This window comes from Staphylococcus delphini (genome assembly GCF_900636325.1).
GTDB classification, from domain to species: Bacteria; Bacillota; Bacilli; order Staphylococcales; family Staphylococcaceae; genus Staphylococcus; species Staphylococcus delphini.
In genome coordinates this window covers 2,141,766-2,161,519 of the sequence record NZ_LR134263.1, presented here as the reverse complement: position 1 = coordinate 2,161,519, position 19,754 = coordinate 2,141,766, and the positions used below count along the sequence as shown (strand labels likewise).

At 37.8% G+C, this 19,754-nt stretch carries 17 protein-coding genes and 1 pseudogene; 12 read left to right on the top strand and 6 right to left on the bottom strand.

The features are described from left to right. Positions 1-416 precede the first annotated feature (416 nt). Complete coding sequence (locus tag EL101_RS10130; protein ID WP_096596527.1) at positions 417-806, top strand: YisL family protein; 390 nt, start codon at positions 417-419, stop codon at positions 804-806. A 30-nt stretch (positions 807-836) separates the two neighbouring features. Then, entirely contained in the window at positions 837-1,052 is a 216-nt protein-coding gene (locus EL101_RS10125; protein WP_126489886.1) for a hypothetical protein, read from the top strand. Between the two features lie 624 nt (positions 1,053-1,676). Here the strand turns inward: EL101_RS10125 and EL101_RS13565 are convergent. The 3 genes and pseudogenes from EL101_RS13565 to EL101_RS10110 all read right to left on the bottom strand — a co-directional run. After that, positions 1,677-1,991: pseudogene (locus EL101_RS13565) on the bottom strand (rolling circle replication-associated protein); the annotation flags it as partial. Positions 1,992-2,191: 200 nt separating this feature from the next. Next, positions 2,192-3,517 carry a CoA-disulfide reductase gene (locus EL101_RS10115; RefSeq protein WP_096596529.1) on the bottom strand — a complete coding sequence of 442 codons (1,326 nt, stop codon included), beginning with the start codon at positions 3,515-3,517 and terminating at the stop codon, positions 2,192-2,194. 29 nt (positions 3,518-3,546) lie between these two features. After that, positions 3,547-4,371 carry a Cof-type HAD-IIB family hydrolase gene (locus EL101_RS10110; RefSeq protein WP_019166002.1) on the bottom strand — a complete coding sequence of 275 codons (825 nt, stop codon included), beginning with the start codon at positions 4,369-4,371 and terminating at the stop codon, positions 3,547-3,549. Positions 4,372-4,484: 113 nt separating this feature from the next. On the opposite strand from EL101_RS10110, the gene EL101_RS10105 reads away from it, so the two are divergent. The 4 genes from EL101_RS10105 (at position 4,485) to EL101_RS10090 (ending at position 11,459) form a co-directional block, all read left to right on the top strand. Further along, entirely contained in the window at positions 4,485-4,793 is a 309-nt protein-coding gene (locus tag EL101_RS10105) for a metal-sulfur cluster assembly factor (protein WP_014614389.1), read from the top strand. A 252-nt stretch (positions 4,794-5,045) separates the two neighbouring features. Next, positions 5,046-6,890: an acyltransferase family protein gene (locus EL101_RS10100; RefSeq protein WP_096596530.1), complete on the top strand. Its 1,845-nt coding sequence runs from the start codon at positions 5,046-5,048 to the stop codon at positions 6,888-6,890. An 870-nt stretch (positions 6,891-7,760) separates the two neighbouring features. After that, positions 7,761-10,385, top strand: a complete 2,625-nt coding sequence (gene clpB / locus EL101_RS10095; protein ID WP_096542775.1) for an ATP-dependent chaperone ClpB — start codon at positions 7,761-7,763, stop codon at positions 10,383-10,385. Between the two features lie 168 nt (positions 10,386-10,553). Continuing rightward, positions 10,554-11,459, top strand: a complete 906-nt coding sequence (locus EL101_RS10090) for a 5'-nucleotidase, lipoprotein e(P4) family (protein ID WP_096596551.1) — start codon at positions 10,554-10,556, stop codon at positions 11,457-11,459. Between the two features lie 160 nt (positions 11,460-11,619). Here EL101_RS10090 and EL101_RS10085 read toward each other — a convergent pair whose 3' ends face one another. Then, entirely contained in the window at positions 11,620-11,817 is a 198-nt protein-coding gene (locus EL101_RS10085) for a DUF2929 family protein (protein WP_096542773.1), read from the bottom strand. 149 nt (positions 11,818-11,966) lie between these two features. Here EL101_RS10085 and EL101_RS10080 point away from each other — a divergent pair, with 149 nt between their 5' ends. Continuing rightward, on the top strand, positions 11,967-12,908 hold the full coding sequence (locus EL101_RS10080) for a beta-ketoacyl-ACP synthase III (protein ID WP_096596531.1): 942 nt from the start codon (positions 11,967-11,969) through the stop codon (positions 12,906-12,908). An 18-nt stretch (positions 12,909-12,926) separates the two neighbouring features. Continuing rightward, on the top strand, positions 12,927-14,171 hold the full coding sequence (gene fabF / locus EL101_RS10075) for a beta-ketoacyl-ACP synthase II (protein WP_096542771.1): 1,245 nt from the start codon (positions 12,927-12,929) through the stop codon (positions 14,169-14,171). Positions 14,172-14,224: 53 nt separating this feature from the next. Here the strand turns inward: fabF and EL101_RS10070 are convergent, their stop codons facing one another. Next, positions 14,225-14,569 carry an MFS transporter gene (locus EL101_RS10070; protein ID WP_126489885.1) on the bottom strand — a complete coding sequence of 115 codons (345 nt, stop codon included), beginning with the start codon at positions 14,567-14,569 and terminating at the stop codon, positions 14,225-14,227. Between the two features lie 524 nt (positions 14,570-15,093). Further along, a complete protein-coding gene (locus EL101_RS10065; protein ID WP_240622760.1) occupies positions 15,094-15,474 on the bottom strand; it encodes a DUF3899 domain-containing protein in 381 nt (126 codons plus the stop codon). Positions 15,475-15,718: 244 nt separating this feature from the next. On the opposite strand from EL101_RS10065, the gene opp3b reads away from it, so the two are divergent. From opp3b to EL101_RS10045, 4 genes are read left to right on the top strand one after another with little or no spacing between them, the layout of a single operon-like run. Next, entirely contained in the window at positions 15,719-16,645 is a 927-nt protein-coding gene (opp3b, locus tag EL101_RS10060; RefSeq protein ID WP_019165993.1) for an oligopeptide ABC transporter permease, read from the top strand. Beyond that, positions 16,645-17,706 carry an oligopeptide ABC transporter permease gene (opp3C, locus tag EL101_RS10055; RefSeq protein WP_096596533.1) on the top strand — a complete coding sequence of 354 codons (1,062 nt, stop codon included), beginning with the start codon at positions 16,645-16,647 and terminating at the stop codon, positions 17,704-17,706. Before opp3b ends, opp3C begins: the two co-directional genes overlap by 1 nt. A 14-nt stretch (positions 17,707-17,720) precedes the next feature. Beyond that, complete coding sequence (locus EL101_RS10050; RefSeq protein ID WP_096596534.1) at positions 17,721-18,800, top strand: ABC transporter ATP-binding protein; 1,080 nt, start codon at positions 17,721-17,723, stop codon at positions 18,798-18,800. Next, a complete protein-coding gene (locus EL101_RS10045) occupies positions 18,793-19,734 on the top strand; it encodes an ABC transporter ATP-binding protein (RefSeq protein WP_096596535.1) in 942 nt (313 codons plus the stop codon). Before EL101_RS10050 ends, EL101_RS10045 begins: the two co-directional genes overlap by 8 nt. The last annotated feature ends 20 nt before the right edge of the window (positions 19,735-19,754 follow it).

Here is a 19,754-nt window from a genome sequence, read left to right as displayed (position 1 = left end):
TCATCAATTACCGTTCATTGGCACGTCATGGGATGTTTAATTTGAGTGTTAAAAGCACTAGGTCAATCACTCGATGTCCGTATGTTAATCTTCGCATAAAGTTAGTTTAAGGGGGAAAAAGAGGAGGAAGGATAGTGTGAGGGGGATGGATTGCTTTTGGGGTTCGCTTTCCGAGGCGCTGAAGATCTCATTACCAATCTGATAAAGTTATTTTCTATACACGCATCAACTATTTTCATGACTAATGAAGAAAAGAGAAGGGGTGTACGTATGACTAGGAGATTTTTCAGTAGTGAATAGAAAAATAAATTATGATTACAAGTGTTTGGAATAACAATAATTAGGTAATTAAAATGTGTAGAAGACTATATTATGTTATGATTGAAAAGATACGCAACATAAGGAGGTTATCAAACATGATTTTAATCAACGTACATATCGTCAGTTGGATTGTCCTTTTGATTTTGTTTTATGCGACGTATGAAAATTATTCAAACAAGCAAGGCCCGACGCCATTATTTAAATCACTTCATATGGCAACGCGATTATTTATGCTTCTCGTTTTAATGACTGGTTTTTGGCTTGCAATCAAAGCATTTTCAGTTACGGGCGTGAGTCATATGTTAATGACTTTAAAAATGGTTGCAGGTATTGCAGTGGTCGGTTTAATTGAAGTGACTTTAGCGCGTAAGAAGAAAAAAGCGTCAAGTCGAGGTGTCTTTATTGCGACTTTCGTTGTAGCTATTGTGACGATTATTTTAGGTGCTATTTTACCATGGGGTCCGATTACGGGGTTATTCCAATAAGTGGTTACATGTTTGAAATGTGAGTCATTTATGAAAGTACAACCGTTCATATCAAATAACGCAAACTTATCTCCTGGAGGATTCATATATGATTTAACTGTTATACAAGCAGGAGATATAAAAGATAGTTGGATAAAAGCTGCTGCTGCTGGCAAGTCAGCTCAAATTGATCATTGCCAAGCTACTAACCCAGGACATACAAATGGAAATGGTGTTTTAGCATATGAAAATGTTAAATTTAAATAAAAAAAGAGGGATATTCTATGAATAAAATATCCAAAATTTTAATAACACTTTCAATATATGTAATCATATTTATAACATGTAATATACTCATAGAAAATAACAGCAAATATATCATTTTTGCAATAACAGGACTAATAACAATCTATACAATATCGAAATTATATACTATGGAAAATAAAAAACATTAAAAATTCACATTTTATTCAATGCTCCTTTTTAAATAGAAACTTTGAACCCTAAAATCCAAAAACATGTTAAATGACATTCAGTTTAGGGTTCTTTTTCTTTTTCAAAAAGCTTTCTCAGTATAAAAAACAACACATTTGTTTCTCAGACGTTCAAAAAGTAGCAATACACGCTTCTAAGTGTATTCATAATATCCCACTAAAAAACGCTATCGCGAGTATATGAGCCTCTAAGTGTTGCCCAAACGCTTAACGGGTTCCACCCTTGCGTTTTCAGAGGCTCAAATACTACTTACGAACATGCAATATCCACATATCACGCATCAGTAGAATAGTCTGGCTTAACAGGCTTATCATACTCATCACGTTTAAAATCCATAACAGATTCATCTGACACACCATGCACAGTTGGCAACGTTAAATGATTACTACTCCAATATTAACCCTTGTTTTTACGTGCTGGCGTATTCAATAAATCTTTTGTGATATATTTCGTCACATAGCTACTAATTTTTGATTTAAACCCCATCATTTGCACATTTGATAAACCATGTTCCCAATCTGGACAATTAAATATTTTTTGATTTCTAAACGTCTTACCACAATAAACTAAAGTTGGTTGCAAATTATCAGTCACCATATGCCAATGAATCAATACACTTTTATGACGTTCTGGTATTGCTATATACATAAACGGTTGTTCACTTTTTCGATTATGTATAGCGCGCATTTTATGTAACCATTTACGCATTTCTTCAAAACGATATTCATCTTCAAATGCTTGCTTACATCTTTTGGAGTCAAATGTAAGCGTCTAAACCATATCGAAATAATTATTCAAAACTAAATCTTTAATTTTCGTTTTCATTTAAACATATAACTTTTTTGATTTTCCAAACGTTCTTCTTCAGTCAAATCTGAAAATAATTATGTCCCATTTCCATGTTTTTCATATTATAGATTTCGTGCTTTATAACCGAGCATATTAATTAAGTCTTTAGGATGTGCAAATGGCGGCGCATAAGCAACTTCAAATTCTGTTAATTCGTCAATGGTTGCTTGATGCATTAATGCCATAGATAGGACGTCAATGCGTTTGTCGACATCTTTTTGACCCACTGCGGCAGCTCTTAAAATGCGACGTGTTTTTTTATCAAAATATGCTCTCAAATGCACTTTGCTGTTATCAGGGTAATAACCGGCATGCGTATTAATGTTGACTTCGACCATTTGATGATCAAAGTTTTTCAATTCTTGCGGTGAGATACCTGTACTTGCTAATCTGTAATCGAAAAATTTAACGATATTAGCACCGACGTAACCTTTAAATGTCACTTCTGGATGACCTGCAATTTGTTCAGCGACGATACTTGCACCGCGATGTGCACCCCAAGCGAGTGGGACATGTGCAGGGAGATCAACGTGACGATAAAAGCTTGTAACAATATCGCCGACCGCATAAATGTTTGGAATGTTCGTTTCGAATTTGTCATTAACTGGAATGTAGCCTTTTGCGTCAAGTTGAATACCAGAGTGTTGAATGAACTCTGAATTGGGTTGGACACCAACACCTGCAATAATCATGTCATAATCTTCAACTGCGCCTGACTTAAATGTGACTGTATGACCATCAATGGATTGAATTTCTTCATTTAAGCGATACGGAATATCGTATGCATTAAGTGCATCAAAAATGACACTGTTCATGTCTTGATCCATCAGTTTATTCACTGCTTCAGAACGGTGAATTAACGTCGGCTGTAACCCACGATGATGCATATTTTCAACCATTTCGAGACTCACATATCCCGCGCCAACAATTAAAACAGTTTTCACATTGTTTTCGCGAATATATGTATCGATTTGGTCAGTATCGTCCATATTGCGCAATGTGAAAAGATGAGGCGCGTCAAAGTTCAGGCGACTTGCACGTGCACCGGGGCTGAGCACTAAAATATCATAAGGATCTTCAAATGTTTCACCAGTGAAGTGGTTTTTCACAGTTACAGTTTGTTTTTTGCCATCAATCTTGAGGACTTCGTGTTTCACTTTAACATCAATATTCTTTTTAGCCTTAAATTTTTCTGGCGTTGCTGATAAAATGTCATCTCGTTCTTCCACGACATTTCCCAGGTAATAAGGTAAACCACAATTTGCGAAACTCATAAAACTATCTTTTTCGTATACAGTAATACGGCTTTCATTGTCTAAACGTCGAATTTGACTAGCACTTGTTGCACCACCCGCGACTGCACCGACGACGATAATATGTTTTGTCATTGTAACCACTCCTTCTTCCAACTGTTGTATTATTTCTCTTTAGGTATATTTAAGTTAAAGAAACGATTCAAATAAATGCCGATACCGTCTTCATTATTCGACAGTGTTGTTTCTTTCGCAACATGTTTGAGCTCGTCAATCGCATTTCCCATCGCAATTCCATGTTTCGCGTATTTAATCATTTCTAAATCATTATCTTCATCGCCAAATGCAATAATATGGTCATGTTCGATTTGTAGGCAGTCTTTCACAATATCAATTCCGACTGCTTTACTGATGCCCTTTTTGACAATTTCAATGACTGGGAAAGGGGCCCCCCAACGACGATGTTCGATATTTTCAGCATAGAAGCGTGTCAACACTTGTTTCACACGTGGAATCATCACTTCTTCTGCTTCGATTAATAGTGACGTTGGATCTTCATTTAAGTTTTCACGTAGGTCGCCCACTTTTGTCACTGGATTGCCCATGCTAAAACCTTCAAAAAGACGTGGGTCAGGTTGATCTAAAAAGACGCAATCTTTCACTTCAGCAATCATGTTTTTCACTTGCATTTTTTTCAAAGTTTCAATAATGCTTGTCGCAAGCCCTTCATCTAAACGATGGTGTTGCACTGGGAATGTTTTATCATGTGGGTGATGTACAAACGCACCATTAAAGTTAACGATAGGCGTTTTTAATCCGAGTTGATCGTAATAACGTTGGCTCGCACGATAAGGTCGACCCGTTGCAATGATAATGGCGTGTCCTTTTTGTTGTAGTGCTTTTAACACACGAAATGTATATTCTGGAATCTCCTTTTCATCATTTAAAAGTGTTCCATCTAAATCTAAACAAATTAAATGTTGTTTCATTCATACTCTCCTTAGTACCAAGTTTCAGTGTATTCATATCATAGCATTTTATTGTCGAAAAGTGGGGATTTTGATATATTGTTACTAGTAATAACATAAAAGAGGTGATACGGATGGAAGAGGCACTGAAAGATAGTATTTTAGGCGCGCTTGAAAATGTCATTGACCCTGAGTTAGGGATTGATATTGTCAATTTAGGGCTTGTTTATAAAGTTGATTTAGATGATGATGGTTTATGTACTGTAGAAATGACACTGACTTCAATTGGTTGTCCATTAGGACCGCAAATTGTTGACCAAGTGAAAACAGTATTAGCAGAACTTCCAGAAATTCAAGATACCGAAGTGAACATCGTTTGGAATCCACCATGGAATAAAGATATGATGTCACGTTATGCTAAAATTGCGTTAGGTATCAGCTAATATTTTGAAGTAGTGAAAGGGGCTTTCTCAATTGTGAATTCAATTTTGAAAGTCTTTTTTCACCTATGGGCAGCACGCCAACTTGCCTCTTGAAGTGACAGGTCAATGACAGCATTGGAAGTGTAGCGATAACGGTGTTAAAAAATTTTAGATACGCAATAAAACGTTTACATTAATTTTAGCGAATACAATTGTACGAATGAAAACAAAAGTATACAATATATAATCAATACATTAAATTTGGAAAGAATGATGTTTGTGTGGAACTTTAATCAACGAGACAGAAAACCTATCAGTCCGCGATACATGCCTGGGTTAGACGGTATTAGAGCGGTGGCAGTTATCGCAATCATTATCTATCATCTCAATCCGCAATGGTTGTGGGGTGGCTTTCTAGGGGTAGATACATTTTTTGTGATTTCTGGTTATTTAATTACGAGTTTGTTATTAACAGAGTATCATAATACGGGAAAAATTGAATTGACATCATTTTGGCTAAGACGTGTGAAACGACTGATTCCTGCAGTGCTCTTTTTAGTCATGGGTGTACTTGTGCTGACCTTAATTTTCATGCCTACAGAAATTGAAAAAGTACGTGCGGATAGTATTGCGGCAATATTTTATGTGTCGAATTGGTGGTACATCATGCAAAATGTCGATTACTTTGAACAATTTGCAGTACAACCATTAAAACATTTATGGTCGTTAGCAATAGAAGAGCAATTTTATCTCGTGTTTCCGATTGTATTACTCAGTTTGTTAAGCTTTATACGTCGTCTGAAATCAATACGTATCATATTTTTAATCTTACTCGTCATCTCCATGATCACGATGATGGTGTTATATGTACCGAACGAAAATGTGGCACGTGTTTATTTTGGGACTGACACACGGATCCAAACATTATTGATGGGGGTATTACTTGCCCTTGTTTGGCCACCATTTCAATTAAAAGCGAAAGTGAACCGCAAGATGCGCATGATGATTGATACTGCGGGTGTCGTCGGCTTGGCGATTTTGTTCATTTGTTTCAAGTTCGTATCTGAGACGAATAGTATTCTTTATTACGGTGGATTTTTTCTCATTTCAGCTGTCACATTATTAGTTATCGCGAGCAGTGTGCATCCTTCAGGGTATTTTGCGAAGTTTTTAGGCAACAAAGTTTTTACCTTTATAGGGAGTCGTTCATATAGTTTGTATTTATGGCATTATCCGATTATTGTGTTAATTCACCATCAGTTCGTGCAAGGTCAAATTCCACCTTTAGTTTATGTCGTTGAAATTTTATTGATGGTACTCATGGCGGAGTTTTCTTACAAATTTATCGAACAGCCATTTAGAAAAGAAGGCTTTAACATTTTCGCCTTTCATCATTTAAAAAATTGGCGTTCACAAAAGGTTTTGCGGACATGGTTAGTGCTTATTTTACTTATTCCAACGTTACTCGTGATGGTGGGGGTCTTTAACCGTTTCGCCCAAAATAATAGTGCGCAAGTAACAGAAGTGAATACCGAAGAAATTGATAAACTGATTACCCAGCCACTGCCGTTACCACAACTTGAAATTGATGGCTTTGTCGTCAAAGGGAATAAGCAAAAATATGCATCATGGAAACCGTTATTGATTGGTGATTCCGTGATGGTAGACATTGGTGATTACTTTAAATCATTTGTGCCTAAAGCAGACATTAACGGTAAAGTTGGACGTCAATTGGTCGAAGCCACTTCTCTTGCTAAACAACAGTATCAAAGCTATCGTGATAAAAATGACATTGTCGTCCTTGAATTAGGGACAAATGGTGATTTTACAGATGAACAGTTGAACAGTTTGCTAGAACAATTTGGCAAGGCCGATATTTATCTCGTCAATACACGCGTTCCACGTTCTTATGAATCACATGTGAATCAAGTATTAGCGAAAGCCGCGAAAAAACGAGCGAATGTGACGTTAGTCGATTGGTATAGTCGTTCTGAAAATCATACAGAATATTTTGCGCCGGACGGTATTCATTTAGAGCCACCAGGTGTACGCGCATTAACGAACAGTATTATTCAAGCGATCGAAAAAAATCACAGTACGAAGAAAAAGAATAAGTAAGAAAAGGAGGGGATGGGACATAAAAATTTCAAGTCTCAATCCATTCATATATTTTTGACTGATTAAATGATTTTAAAGTAGTTGGAAAATGAGGATGAATGGATAAAACATTGATGCTATTGATTTATTGATTTCATAAACTTGCCTTCAGTTTCCCTGTATTTGATATAAGATTGCCTAGAAGGCTGAGACTCCTGAGGGAATGCGTGCATACTGCTGACAGTCGCTTCTTTACTTTAATAGTGGTTGCTGTTTATCGCAGTAGCTGTCTGACTTCTCAACGTATACACTTTTGAGAAGTCTAGTCAGCCTTGCGGGGGCAGTACGACGAAATCTTTGTTACACATGAGATTTCTGTACTGCTCCCAAAATCCACGATGAATGGGTGCGCTGGGAATCAATAAACGGTGTTCCAAAAGCAGGATTTTCGACAGAACTCCCGCGATTTCGGCAAAATTTGGAAATCAATTTTGCTCATCGCTCTGTTCTGCTCAAATCCTAAGCGCTTTTGTCACAACCTCCCCTCAGCCCCTAGAAAGCGAAGCCATGAAGGCAATCTAAAGCCACAAATCATAGGGAGGGCAAGTTTAACAAAAATATTGCATCAATAGCATCAAAAATTTTAAAGCCCCATCCCTTGGTATACACAACAAAATATAGTAAAGGAGCTGAGGAAACTTAATGGTCCAGCTCCTATTTTTAATGATTGAAAAAGCTGAATGGGGTTAAATATATGAGGAAGCATTAAAAAAATAGTCAAAAAAAGTCAAAGTTATCGATTGATTTTTAGTGAATGTGGCCTTATAATAGAATTAAGGTCAAAGAAAGTCAAAGTCAATCCGACCTATTTCAATAAAGGAGTGAGACATTTTGGACATTAATCAAATGACACATGCGATTCAAAATGCACTTCAAAAAGCAATTGAACATGCGAAAACGTACAAATTAACAAATGTAGAAGTAGAGGCTGTATTAAAAGCAGTTCTCGAAGCACCAGAAAGCTTATTCCAAAGTATTTTAGAACGTGCAAACATTGATACGCATGCTTTAAACCAAGCTTATGAGGACAAGCTAAAAAATTATCCTACAGTGAAAGGTGACAACGTCCAATACGGGCAATATATGTCCCCTCAAATGAACAATTTATTCGTTAAAGCTGAAAATTACATGCAAGCATATGATGATCAATATATTTCGATGGAACATGTTTTACGTGCGGCCATCGATGTTGATGAAACGACGAAGCAATTTGTTGACGGTAAAAAAGAGGTCATCATTGAAATCATTAAAAAGATAAGAGGAGGGAATCATGTGACTACACAAAATCCTGAAGTAAACTACGAAGCATTAGCAAAATATGGTCGTGACCTCGTTGAAGAAGTCCGTAAAGGCAACATGGACCCTGTCATTGGTCGTGATGAAGAAATTCGTAATACGATTCGCATTTTAAGTCGAAAAACGAAAAACAACCCTGTGCTTATCGGTGAACCCGGTGTCGGTAAAACGGCGATTGTTGAAGGATTGGCACAACGTATCGTAAAAAGAGATGTGCCGGATTCATTGCTTGATAAGACTGTGTTTGAGTTAGACTTGAGTGCGCTCGTTGCAGGTGCGAAATACCGTGGTGAATTTGAAGAACGACTCAAAGCGGTATTGAAAGAAGTGAAAGAATCAGAAGGCCGTATTTTACTCTTTATAGATGAAATTCATATGTTGGTCGGTGCAGGTAAAACGGACGGTGCGATGGATGCCGGCAATATGTTGAAACCGATGTTAGCTAGAGGTGAATTGCACTGTATTGGTGCGACAACATTAAATGAGTATCGTGAATATATTGAAAAAGATTCTGCGTTAGAGCGTCGTTTCCAAAAAGTTGCGGTTGCAGAGCCGACTGTTGAAGATACGATTTCTATTTTAAGAGGTTTGAAAGAACGTTATGAAGTCCATCATGGTGTGCGTATTCAAGACCGTGCACTCGTTGCGGCAGCGGAATTGTCAGATCGCTATATTACAGATCGATTCTTACCGGATAAAGCGATTGATTTAGTCGACCAAGCTTCAGCAACGATTCGTACAGAAATGGGTTCAAATCCAACTGAACTCGACCAAGCGAATCGTCGTGTGATGCAGTTAGAAATTGAAGAAAATGCATTGAAAAAAGAGTCTGATGAAGCAAGTCGTATTCGTTTGAAAGAATTACAAGAAGAATTAGCTGAAGAAAAAGAAAAACAAGCAGCATTGCAAGCACGTGTGGAAAATGAAAAAGAAAAAATTGCAAAAGTGCAAGAAAAACGTGCAGAGCTTGATGAAAGTCGTAAAGCATTAGAAGATGCAGAAAACAACTATGACCTTGAAAAAGCAGCGATTCTTCAACACGGTAAGATACCAGAATTAGAAAAAGAATTAAAAGCGTTAGAAGCGGCATTCCAAGAAGAAAAAGGGACAGACTCAGACCGCATTATTCGTGAAGTTGTGACAGACGAAGAAATCGGTGAAATCGTCAGTCAGTGGACAGGTATTCCTGTGTCGAAATTGGTCGAAACTGAACGTGAAAAATTATTACACTTATCCGATATTTTACATGAGCGTGTCGTAGGTCAAGATCGTGCGGTAGATTTAGTCGCAGATGCGGTCGTACGGGCGAGAGCAGGAATTAAAGACCCAAATCGTCCTATTGGTTCATTCCTATTTTTAGGGCCAACAGGGGTCGGTAAAACAGAATTAGCCAAATCATTAGCGTCATCATTGTTTGATTCTGAAAAACATATGATTCGCATTGATATGAGTGAATATATGGAAAAACACGCGGTCTCTCGTTTAATCGGAGCGCCTCCAGGTTATGTAGGTCATGATGAAGGGGGGCAATTAACGGAAGCAGTGAGACGTAATCCTTATTCAGTCATTTTGTTAGACGAGGTAGAAAAAGCACATACAGATGTCTTTAACGTATTACTGCAAATTTTAGATGAAGGTCGTTTAACAGATTCAAAAGGACGTAGCGTTGATTTCAAAAACACAATTATTATCATGACAAGTAATATCGGTTCACAAATTTTACTTGAAAATGTGAAAGATAGTGGCAAGATTGATGAGGCAACAGAAAAAGCAGTCATGAACAGTTTGAATGCCTACTTTAAACCTGAAATTTTAAACCGTATGGACGATATCGTATTATTCAAACCATTAACTGTGGATGACATGCAAATGATTGTCGATAAAATCTTGATTAACTTGAACATGCGCTTAATGGATCAACGTATTACATTAGAAATTTCAGACGAAGCAGCAAAATGGATGGGTGAAACAGCATACGAACCACAATTTGGTGCACGCCCACTTAAACGCTTCGTACAGCGACATGTCGAAACACCACTTGCACGTATGATGATTAAAGAAAATTTACCAGAAGGCACAATCGTACGTGGTGACTTGAAAGATGGCGACATTCATTTTGAAGTAGAAAAACCGCAAAGCGTAGAGAGTGAAAACGAATAGATTCAAGGTAGAGACTGGGAGACAATGAAGCTTCCAGTCTTTCTTTCGTTGTCATAAACATAAAAAATTTAATAGAAATATTGAGATTTACTGAAAAAGGTTTTAATATAGATGTGTGAATTTAATATTAACCAAATTCGCGCATTATACATAGAAAAGGTGAAGAACTTGAATAAATGGACAAAAGCATCAGCAGCACTTTTAGCATTAGGCATCGTTTCTTCTAGCGTATCGACAGCAACATATGCTTCAGGTAGTGGCGCGGTTAAAACAGAACAAACAGAAAAGCACGAAACAAAAGAGAAAGATAAAGCAGCACAAACGCTAGGTCAACAAAACATCATGAGTGTGGCTTGGTATCAAAACTCAGCAGAAGCTAAAGCGTTGTATGCACAAGGTTATAACGCAGCAAAAGAAACATTAAGCAAGAAAATTAAAAATCACCACGGTGGTAAAAAGTTAGCGATCGTCCTTGATATTGATGAAACGGTACTCGATAACTCACCGTATCAAGCAACGAATGCATTAAAAGGTCAATCTTTCCCAGAAGGTTGGCATGAATGGGTACAATCTGCACAAGCGAAACCTGTATATGGTGCGAAATCATTCTTGAAATATGCAGATCGTCATGATGTTGAAATCTTTTATGTATCAGATCGTTCACATGAAAAAGATTTAGACGCGACAATCAAAAACTTAAGAAATGAAAAGTTACCACAAGCCGATAAAAAGCATGTGTTATTGAAAAAAGAAGGGGAAAAAGGTAAAACTGAACGTCGTGATAAAGTACGTACAGATTACAATTTAGTGATGTTATTTGGTGACAACTTATTAGACTTTGATGAGCCTAAAGAACCGACAGCGAAGTCACGTGAAGCTTTAGTGAAGCAACATGAAGATGATTTCGGTAGCAAGTACATCATTTTCCCTAACCCAATGTATGGCAGCTGGGAAGCGACATTATACGACAATAACTACGGCTTAGAAAACAATAAAAAAATTCAAAGTCGTGAACAGTCATTACGTTACTTTGATGCGAAAACAAATAAAGTAAAATCATATGAAATGCAGTAAATTTTACTCAACCTTAAAAACTGATGAGGCATGATGGAAGTCTCGTCAGTTTTTTTACATATAGCAAGTGCTTTGAAATACGTGTGGCATATGTAAAAAAGGCAAGACATTGAACAAAACTTCTGTTCAACATCTAACCTTTTCAAAATTACATACTATGTCAAATCTCATTCGTATCTTGTGATTGTTTAGGTGGTGTCGTTGCAACATCTAACAATGCAAGTGCAATCACCATAATGACAGCGACAAACAGTGGTGTCACAACATTGAGTGGACCGCCACCACTCAAGCTATTTAAAACGAAATTAATCATTTCTACAAGTAAAATAGCCCAAATCAATGTGATGAAGTATTTCATTGTATATTGCCTCCATTTAACTGATAATTCTATTATAGTACGCTTGAGATGTTTTGTATACCATCCCTAGCATGTCACTTGTCTTTTTTTGTGACAATATGTTAAATTAATACCTGGTATTAAAAAATTTAAAAGAAGGTGTTCAAACCATGAATGTAGGTATTAAAGGATTTGGCGCATATGCCCCAGATCGTGTTGTCGATAATGCATATTTTGAATCATACCTAGATACTTCTGACGAATGGATTTCACAAATGACTGGGATTAAAGAACGTAGATGGGCAGATGAGAATCAAGATACATCTGATTTAGCGTATGAAGCAAGTATTCGTGCGATTGAAGATGCAGGTATCGATGCACAAGACATAGACATGGTTATTGTTGCAACATCTACTGGAGATCATCGTTTTCCAACAGTGGCAAATATGTTACAACAGAGACTAGGACTCGGTAAAGTTGCATCTATGGATCAATTAGCCGCATGTTCTGGATTTATGTACGGTATCGTTACGGCGCGTTCATTTGTATTATCAGGTGAATATCAAAATGTGCTTGTAGTCGGTGCAGATAAACTTTCAAAAATTACAGATTTAAATGACCGTTCAACTGCTATTCTGTTTGGAGACGGTGCAGGTGCAGTGATTATTGGCGAAGTATCTGAAAATCGTGGTATTCTGAGCTATGAGTTAGGTTCAGATGGTGTTGGTGGCAAATACCTTTACCAAGATCAAGAAACAAACTTTATTCGTATGAATGGCCGCGAAGTTTTCAAATTTGCGGTACGTGTGATGGGTGAATCGTCACAACGTGCAGTTGAAAAAGCGAATTTAGGCCCAGATGACATTAATATGTTTATTCCACACCAAGCGAATATCCGTATTATGGAATCCGCGCGTCAACGATTAAATTTACCAAAAGAGAAAATGAGTGTTTCAGTGGATAAATTTGGTAACACATCAGCAGCTTCTATCCCGCTCAGTGTCAAACAAGAACTAGAAAATGGACGTATTAAAGACGATGATGTCGTTGTTTTTGTAGGCTTCGGTGGCGGACTCACTTGGGGCTCAATCGTCATCAGATGGGGTAAATAAATAGAGGAGGAAATGAATATGACAAAAAAACAGCGTGTTGTAGTGACAGGTCTTGGTGGCTTATCACCAATCGGAAATGATGTCCCGACAATGTGGGAAAATGCATTAAAAGGTGTGAATGGTATCGATAAAATTACAAGAATCGATACTGAACCTTACCAAGTACACATTGGTGGAGAACTGAAAGATTTTAATGTAGAAGACTTTATTCCTAAAAAAGAAGCACGTAAAATGGCGCGTTTTACACAATATGCCGTTGTAGCATCACGTGAAGCGTTAACAGATTCAGGACTTACTATTGATGAAACGAATGCGAATCGTGTCGGCGTATGGATTGGTTCAGGCATTGGTGGTATGGAAACATTTGAACAAGCATATGATCAATTGAAAGCTAAAGGACCACGTCGCGTTAGTCCTTTCTTCGTACCGATGTTAATTCCAGACATGGCATCAGGACAAGTGTCAATCGATACAGGTGCGAAAGGGCCAAACGGTGCAACAGTTACAGCATGTGCGACTGCAACGAACTCTATTGGTGAAGCGTTTAAAATTATCGAACGTGGCGATGCAGATGTGATGATTGCAGGTGGAACAGAAGCGCCAATCACACATATGTCTATTGCAGGGTTCAGTGCGAGCCGTGCATTAACTACAAACGGTGATATCGAAACAGCATGTCGTCCATTCCAAGAAGGTCGTGACGGTTTTGTCATGGGTGAAGGTGCAGGGATTTTAATTTTAGAATCATTAGAATCTGCACAAGCACGTGGCGCGAAAATTTATGCTGAGCTTGTCGGATACGGTGCGACAGGTGATGCATATCATATTACTGCGCCAGGTCCAGAAGGTGAAGGGGGTTCTCGTGCGATGGAAGCTGCGATTAAAGATGCAGGTATCCAACCGAGCGACATCCAGTACCTCAATGCTCACGGCACAAGTACACCAGTAGGCGACTTATCTGAAATTCAAGCGGTTAAAAATACGTTTGGTGAAGCAGCGTATAACCTTAAAATTAGTTCTACAAAATCAATGACGGGTCACTTATTAGGTGCAACAGGTGGTGTTGAAGCGATTTTCTCTATTTTATCCATCCGTGATAGTAAAATCGCACCGACTATCCATGCAAATTCACCAGATCCAGAAATTGACTTAGATATTACACCAAACGTTGCGGTGGATCATGACATCGAATACGCAATGAGTAACAGTTTAGGATTTGGTGGACACAATGCTGTATTAATTTTCAAGAAATATAGTGAATAGAATGATAAAACTCAGCGATGATGCTTTCTATGACGATAGAGGGTGTCATCGCTTTATTCATGTCTGTAACTTTTTCTAAAAAACAGTACGACGATGAATGCGAGGACAGCACAAACGACATAGACGATACCATAGTGAAGCGGGACTAACAACTCAAATAAGACATACGATAAGAGGGTCAAACCGGATACAATACTTTGTGTTAATGAAAATACGCGTGATTTGAAATGTTCTTCAATCATTTGATGCATCATCATTTGAAATGGAATATGATTCAGCGACATTGAACAGCCTAACCACACGTTACTGAGCAATATCAAACTATAGACGAGCATAGGATGCGTGAGTGAAAAGTATGTAGATGCAACAATGAGTAAGGATAATGCTTGTAATATCATGGAGATGACATATAAATTTTTAATATGGCTATTGATTTTAAACATTGAGATAACGAGCGAGGATGATCACTTTTAATGAATGATGGTGAAATAAGAAAATTCTGTTAATTTTTCAACTATAAAAAAGACGAGGTCATTCTAAATTGCCTCGTCTTTTTGGGTCATATCATGGTTAAAGCAATTTTCATATCTTTGAATAGTTATACATCACTGTTTGTATTAGAAGTACATTTGAATGGTTACATGAGGGTCTGATTTGAAAATGAAATAGTAATAAGTCACTATATAATAGTAGAAAGTCGTCACAAACATTCCGTTTATGCAATAAAGTCATATTGCCGTCATACTGCTATATGGCTATAAAAGCAGTATGTATCGCTAGATGTCTATTAACGAAATAAATACTTTGAACTTGTATGATATGGCTAACTTCAAAGTAATCAAGCATCACAGTGACATTTCGGAATAATCAGACTTCATATACATGCTAAACAAACATTTGTGCATAACACATATACAGTTTTTTAAATTAAATATGCAATAATGATCGCTAATAAAAAGTAAATGAGCTGCATGATTAAAGCAGGTTTAATCCATGGTGATACGAAATGATGTGCTTTTTTAGGCTCTTTAGGGTTAAAAAATTCATCATCTTCTATACGTGAGCGATTTTTTTTGCGCATCATTTGATAACGAAATTTTCTAAAACCATAACTAGTGACGTCAAGTATCCCTTCTTGCACAACTAATAAAGTGAATAAAAGGATGCCGACTAAGACAGAAAAAGTAAAAAAAATATTCAATAGATGCGTCACAGTGTGCGTCGTCAATGCCCATATCATCAAGCTTCCAATAGGTGTCAATAAAATATAAATCAGTGCATTTTTGTTTAAAGTTTTCATCATTTCAGTCCTTTTTAGTATTTACTTACATCATTGTAAACGAAAGTGCATCATTTGGCATTAAATTCTTAACAGCCAAAAATTTTATTAACGTTTAAAACGGTTGGTGCAAAGCTTGCAACGCTATAAACTTTATTGCATTAAATTAAAACTGTATTGATTAAATTTTATGAAAAGTCTATAATGGCATTAATATTTCTGAAAATTTGGAAGGGAATGTTAATTCGTAAGTAGGGGGTAAAAATCAATGCTTAGATATACGTTAAAGCGTTTGCTGTATATGGTCATTTCTCTATTCATCATTGTAACCATTACATTTTTCTTGATGAAATTAATGCCAGGTTCACCATTTAACGATGAAAAGTTAAGTGAACAACAAAAGACAATTTTGAATGAGAAATATGGATTAAATGATCCACTACCTGTTCAGTACGGCAACTATATGAAAAATGTTGTAAAAGGAGATTTTGGTAATTCATTCCAATATGACAACCAACCTGTTTGGGATCTCATCAAACCGAGACTCGTGCCGTCGTTTCAAATGGGCTTATTTGCGATGGTTATTGGTGTCATTTTAGGGGTGATACTCGGAGTGATTGCAGCGACCCGACAAAACACATGGGTCGATTATCTCGCCACCTTTATATCGGTTATCGCCATTTCGGTACCGTCATTCGTATTAGCCGTATTATTGCAATACGTGTTCGCGGTACGTTTACAATGGTTCCCGGTAGCAGGTTGGGAAGGGATATCTACGGCAATCTTACCATCACTCGCATTATCAGCAGTTGTATTAGCGACAGTTGCACGATACATTCGAGCAGAAATGATTGAAGTGTTGAGTTCTGATTACATATTACTTGCTCGAGCAAAAGGGAATTCGACAGCAAGAGTATTATTCGGACACGCGTTACGAAACGCACTCATTCCAGTTGTCACAATCCTTGTACCGATGTTAGCAAGTATTTTAACTGGGACATTAACGATTGAAAATATTTTCGGTGTGCCAGGACTTGGTGACCAGTTTGTGCGTTCAATTACGACAAATGACTTCTCAGTGATTATGGCGATCACATTACTATTCAGTACATTGTTTATCGCTTCAATTTTCATTGTGGACGTCCTTTACGGTTTGATTGATCCACGAATTCGTTTGCAAGGGGGTAAAAAATAATGTCAAATCAAGAACGTCATTTACCACAAGATGATCATTCAGGCGCGACAGTAGCGCAAACCTCTGGAATTATGCACGAAGATTTTATTCGTACAGGTGCACCGGATAGTGGAGAACAAGAATTTCAACGTGAGGGTCGCACATTTTGGCAAGATGCTTGGGCACAATTAAAGCGTAATAGACTTGCGGTAGTTGGGATGATAGGCCTTGTGATTATCATCTTATTCGCTTTAATCGGGCCTCTGTTAAATGGTCACGATTATGCAGAACAAGATGTCCAACGTCGTAACTTACCGGCGAAAATTGCAGTATTAGATCAAGTGCCGTTCCTCCCATTTGATGGTCAAGGTGTCGATGGGAATGCTTATGAAAAGGCAAATGTGACTGAAAATTTCTGGTTTGGAACAGATCAACTCGGACGTGATTTATGGACGCGTACGTGGGAAGGGACACAAGTTTCACTCTTTATCGGACTCGTTGCAGCGTTGTTAGACATTTTTATCGGTGTCATTTACGGTGCGATTTCTGGTTATTTCGGTGGACGCGTCGATGATGTCATGCAGCGTATTATTGAAATTATTTCTTCAATTCCAACGTTAATTGTCGTCATTTTATTCGTCTTAATTTTTGCGCCATCGATTTGGACAATTATTTTAGCGATGACGATTACAGGATGGATTGGCATGAGTCGTGTCGTACGTGGAGAATTTTTAAAATTGAAAAACCAAGAATTCGTTTTAGCGTCACGCACGTTAGGGTCATCCAATTTAAAATTAATTTTCAAACATATTTTACCGAATACGTTAGGTGCGATTATTGTAACGTCTATGTTCACTGTGCCGAATGCGATTTTCTTTGAGGCATTTTTAAGCTTTATCGGTATCGGGGTTCCAGCACCAAGAACATCATTAGGTTCGCTTGTTAACGATGGGCGTGCCATGTTACTCATCCACCCGCATGAATTGTTTATTCCAGCGGTCGTGTTAAGTTTATTAATTCTATTTTTCTATCTCTTTAGTGATGGATTGCGTGATGCATTTGACCCTAAGATGCGTAAATAAAGGAGGAATGTACAATGTCTGAGCGTGTATTAGAAATCAATGACTTGCATGTTTCCTTCGATATTGAAGCAGGGGAAGTGCAAGCGGTTAGAGGCGTGGATTTGTACTTGGATAAAGGTGAAACGTTGGCCATCGTTGGGGAGTCAGGTTCAGGAAAATCTGTAACAACGAAAGCCATTACGAAATTATTCCAAGGTCAAACAGGGCGCATTAAAAACGGTAGTATTATTTTTAATGGGGAAGATTTAACCCAAAAATCAGAAAAAGAACTCATGAAGTTACGTGGGAAAGAAATTTCAATGATTTTCCAAGATCCGATGACGTCACTCAACCCAACGATGAAAATTGGGAAACAAGTGATGGAACCCATTATTCGTCATATCGGCTTAAGTAAAGCTGAAGCGAAAAAACGGGCCGTCGAGTTGTTAAAATTGGTTGGTTTAAAACGTGTTGAAGAGCGTTTCAATGCCTATCCACATCAATTTTCAGGCGGTCAACGTCAACGTATTGTTATTGCGATGGCACTGGCATGTGAACCGAAAATTTTAATTGCGGATGAACCAACAACAGCACTTGATGTAACGATGCAAACACAAATTTTAGACTTGATGAAAGAACTTCAACAAAAAATTGATACGTCTATTATTTTTATCACCCACGATTTAGGTGTCGTGGCGAATGTGGCAGATCGTGTTGCGGTGATGTACGGGGGGCAAATGATTGAGACAGGCGATGTCAACGAAATATTCTATGACCCCAAACACCCATACACATGGGGATTATTGTCATCGATGCCAGATCTAGAAATGGCTGATGATACGGCGTTAATGGCGATTCCAGGGTCACCACCAGATTTAACACGTCCACCAAAAGGAGATGCCTTTGCGGCGCGGAGTGAGTATGCGTTGGCAATTGATTTCAAAGAGGCACCGCCATGGTTTAAAGTGTCGCCAACACATTTTGTTCGTTCATGGTTGTTAGATGAACGTGCACCTGAAGTTGAACCGCCAGAAATGGTAAAGCGTAAGCAACGTCCAATGCCGAACAACTTTGCCAAACCAGAACGCGTAGAAAGGGTGTCGTTTAATGAATGAAAAAGAAGTATTAGTTGAAGTGAAAAATTTAAAGCAATATTTCAATCAAGGCAAACGCAATGAAGTTCGTGCGATTGAAGATATTTCTTTTAAAATTTTTAAAGGGGAAACTTTCGGACTTGTAGGCGAATCAGGTTCTGGTAAATCGACAACAGGTAAAGCCATCATTAAGTTGAACGATGTGACAGATGGACAGGTGCTTTACGAAGGGGTTAACATTCAAGAAATTAAAAAACGTAAAGATTTATTGAGATTTAATAAAAAGATTCAAATGATTTTCCAAGATCCATACGCATCACTGAATCCACGTTTAAAAGTGATGGATATTGTTGCGGAAGGGATTGATATTCACGGTTTAGCGAAAGACAGTAAAGACCGTAAAAAGCGTGTCTATGATTTGTTGGAAACTGTAGGATTAAGAAAAAGTCATGCCAATCGTTATCCGCACGAATTCTCTGGGGGTCAACGTCAACGTATCGGGATTGCCCGTGCATTAGCTGTGGAACCCGAATTCATTATTGCAGACGAACCTATTTCAGCATTAGACGTATCGATTCAAGCACAAGTTGTGAACTTAATGCAAAAATTACAACGTGAACGCAACATTACATTTTTGTTTATTGCGCATGATTTATCAATGGTGAAATACATCTCGGACCGCATTGCTGTGATGCATCTTGGACGAATTGTAGAACTCGGACCTGCTGATGAAATCTATCACAATCCGATTCACCCTTATACGAAGTCTTTATTATCTGCCGTACCACAACCTGATCCAGACAGTGAGCGTACAAGAACACGTGTCGCTTATGAAGAGGATCATACGAAAAATGATCAACGTCGATTAGTGGAATGTACGAAAGATCATTATGTATTTGCGACAGAAGAAGAACTGAAACAATTTCAAACGGAACACCAATCAGTCGGTGTATAAAGACGGAAAGGGGGAATCAT

What these genes read in the sequence shown, in the direction of transcription:
- EL101_RS10105 (WP_014614389.1), top strand. Translation starts at nt 4,485, where the DNA reads ATGGAAGAGGCACTGAAAGATAGTATTTTAGGCGCGCTTGAAAATGTC.
- fabF (WP_096542771.1), top strand. Translation starts at nt 12,927, where the DNA reads ATGACAAAAAAACAGCGTGTTGTAGTGACAGGTCTTGGTGGCTTATCA.
- EL101_RS10070 (WP_126489885.1), bottom strand. Translation starts at nt 14,569, where the DNA reads ATGATATTACAAGCATTATCCTTACTCATTGTTGCATCTACATACTTT.
- EL101_RS10100 (WP_096596530.1), top strand. Translation starts at nt 5,046, where the DNA reads ATGTTTGTGTGGAACTTTAATCAACGAGACAGAAAACCTATCAGTCCG.
- EL101_RS10065 (WP_240622760.1), bottom strand. Translation starts at nt 15,474, where the DNA reads ATGATGAAAACTTTAAACAAAAATGCACTGATTTATATTTTATTGACA.
- EL101_RS10050 (WP_096596534.1), top strand. Translation starts at nt 17,721, where the DNA reads ATGTCTGAGCGTGTATTAGAAATCAATGACTTGCATGTTTCCTTCGAT.
- opp3C (WP_096596533.1), top strand. Translation starts at nt 16,645, where the DNA reads ATGTCAAATCAAGAACGTCATTTACCACAAGATGATCATTCAGGCGCG.
- opp3b (WP_019165993.1), top strand. Translation starts at nt 15,719, where the DNA reads ATGCTTAGATATACGTTAAAGCGTTTGCTGTATATGGTCATTTCTCTA.
- EL101_RS10130 (WP_096596527.1), top strand. Translation starts at nt 417, where the DNA reads ATGATTTTAATCAACGTACATATCGTCAGTTGGATTGTCCTTTTGATT.
- EL101_RS10125 (WP_126489886.1), top strand. Translation starts at nt 837, where the DNA reads ATGAAAGTACAACCGTTCATATCAAATAACGCAAACTTATCTCCTGGA.
- EL101_RS10110 (WP_019166002.1), bottom strand. Translation starts at nt 4,371, where the DNA reads ATGAAACAACATTTAATTTGTTTAGATTTAGATGGAACACTTTTAAAT.
- EL101_RS10045 (WP_096596535.1), top strand. Translation starts at nt 18,793, where the DNA reads ATGAATGAAAAAGAAGTATTAGTTGAAGTGAAAAATTTAAAGCAATAT.
- EL101_RS10080 (WP_096596531.1), top strand. Translation starts at nt 11,967, where the DNA reads ATGAATGTAGGTATTAAAGGATTTGGCGCATATGCCCCAGATCGTGTT.
- EL101_RS10085 (WP_096542773.1), bottom strand. Translation starts at nt 11,817, where the DNA reads ATGAAATACTTCATCACATTGATTTGGGCTATTTTACTTGTAGAAATG.
- EL101_RS10115 (WP_096596529.1), bottom strand. Translation starts at nt 3,517, where the DNA reads ATGACAAAACATATTATCGTCGTCGGTGCAGTCGCGGGTGGTGCAACA.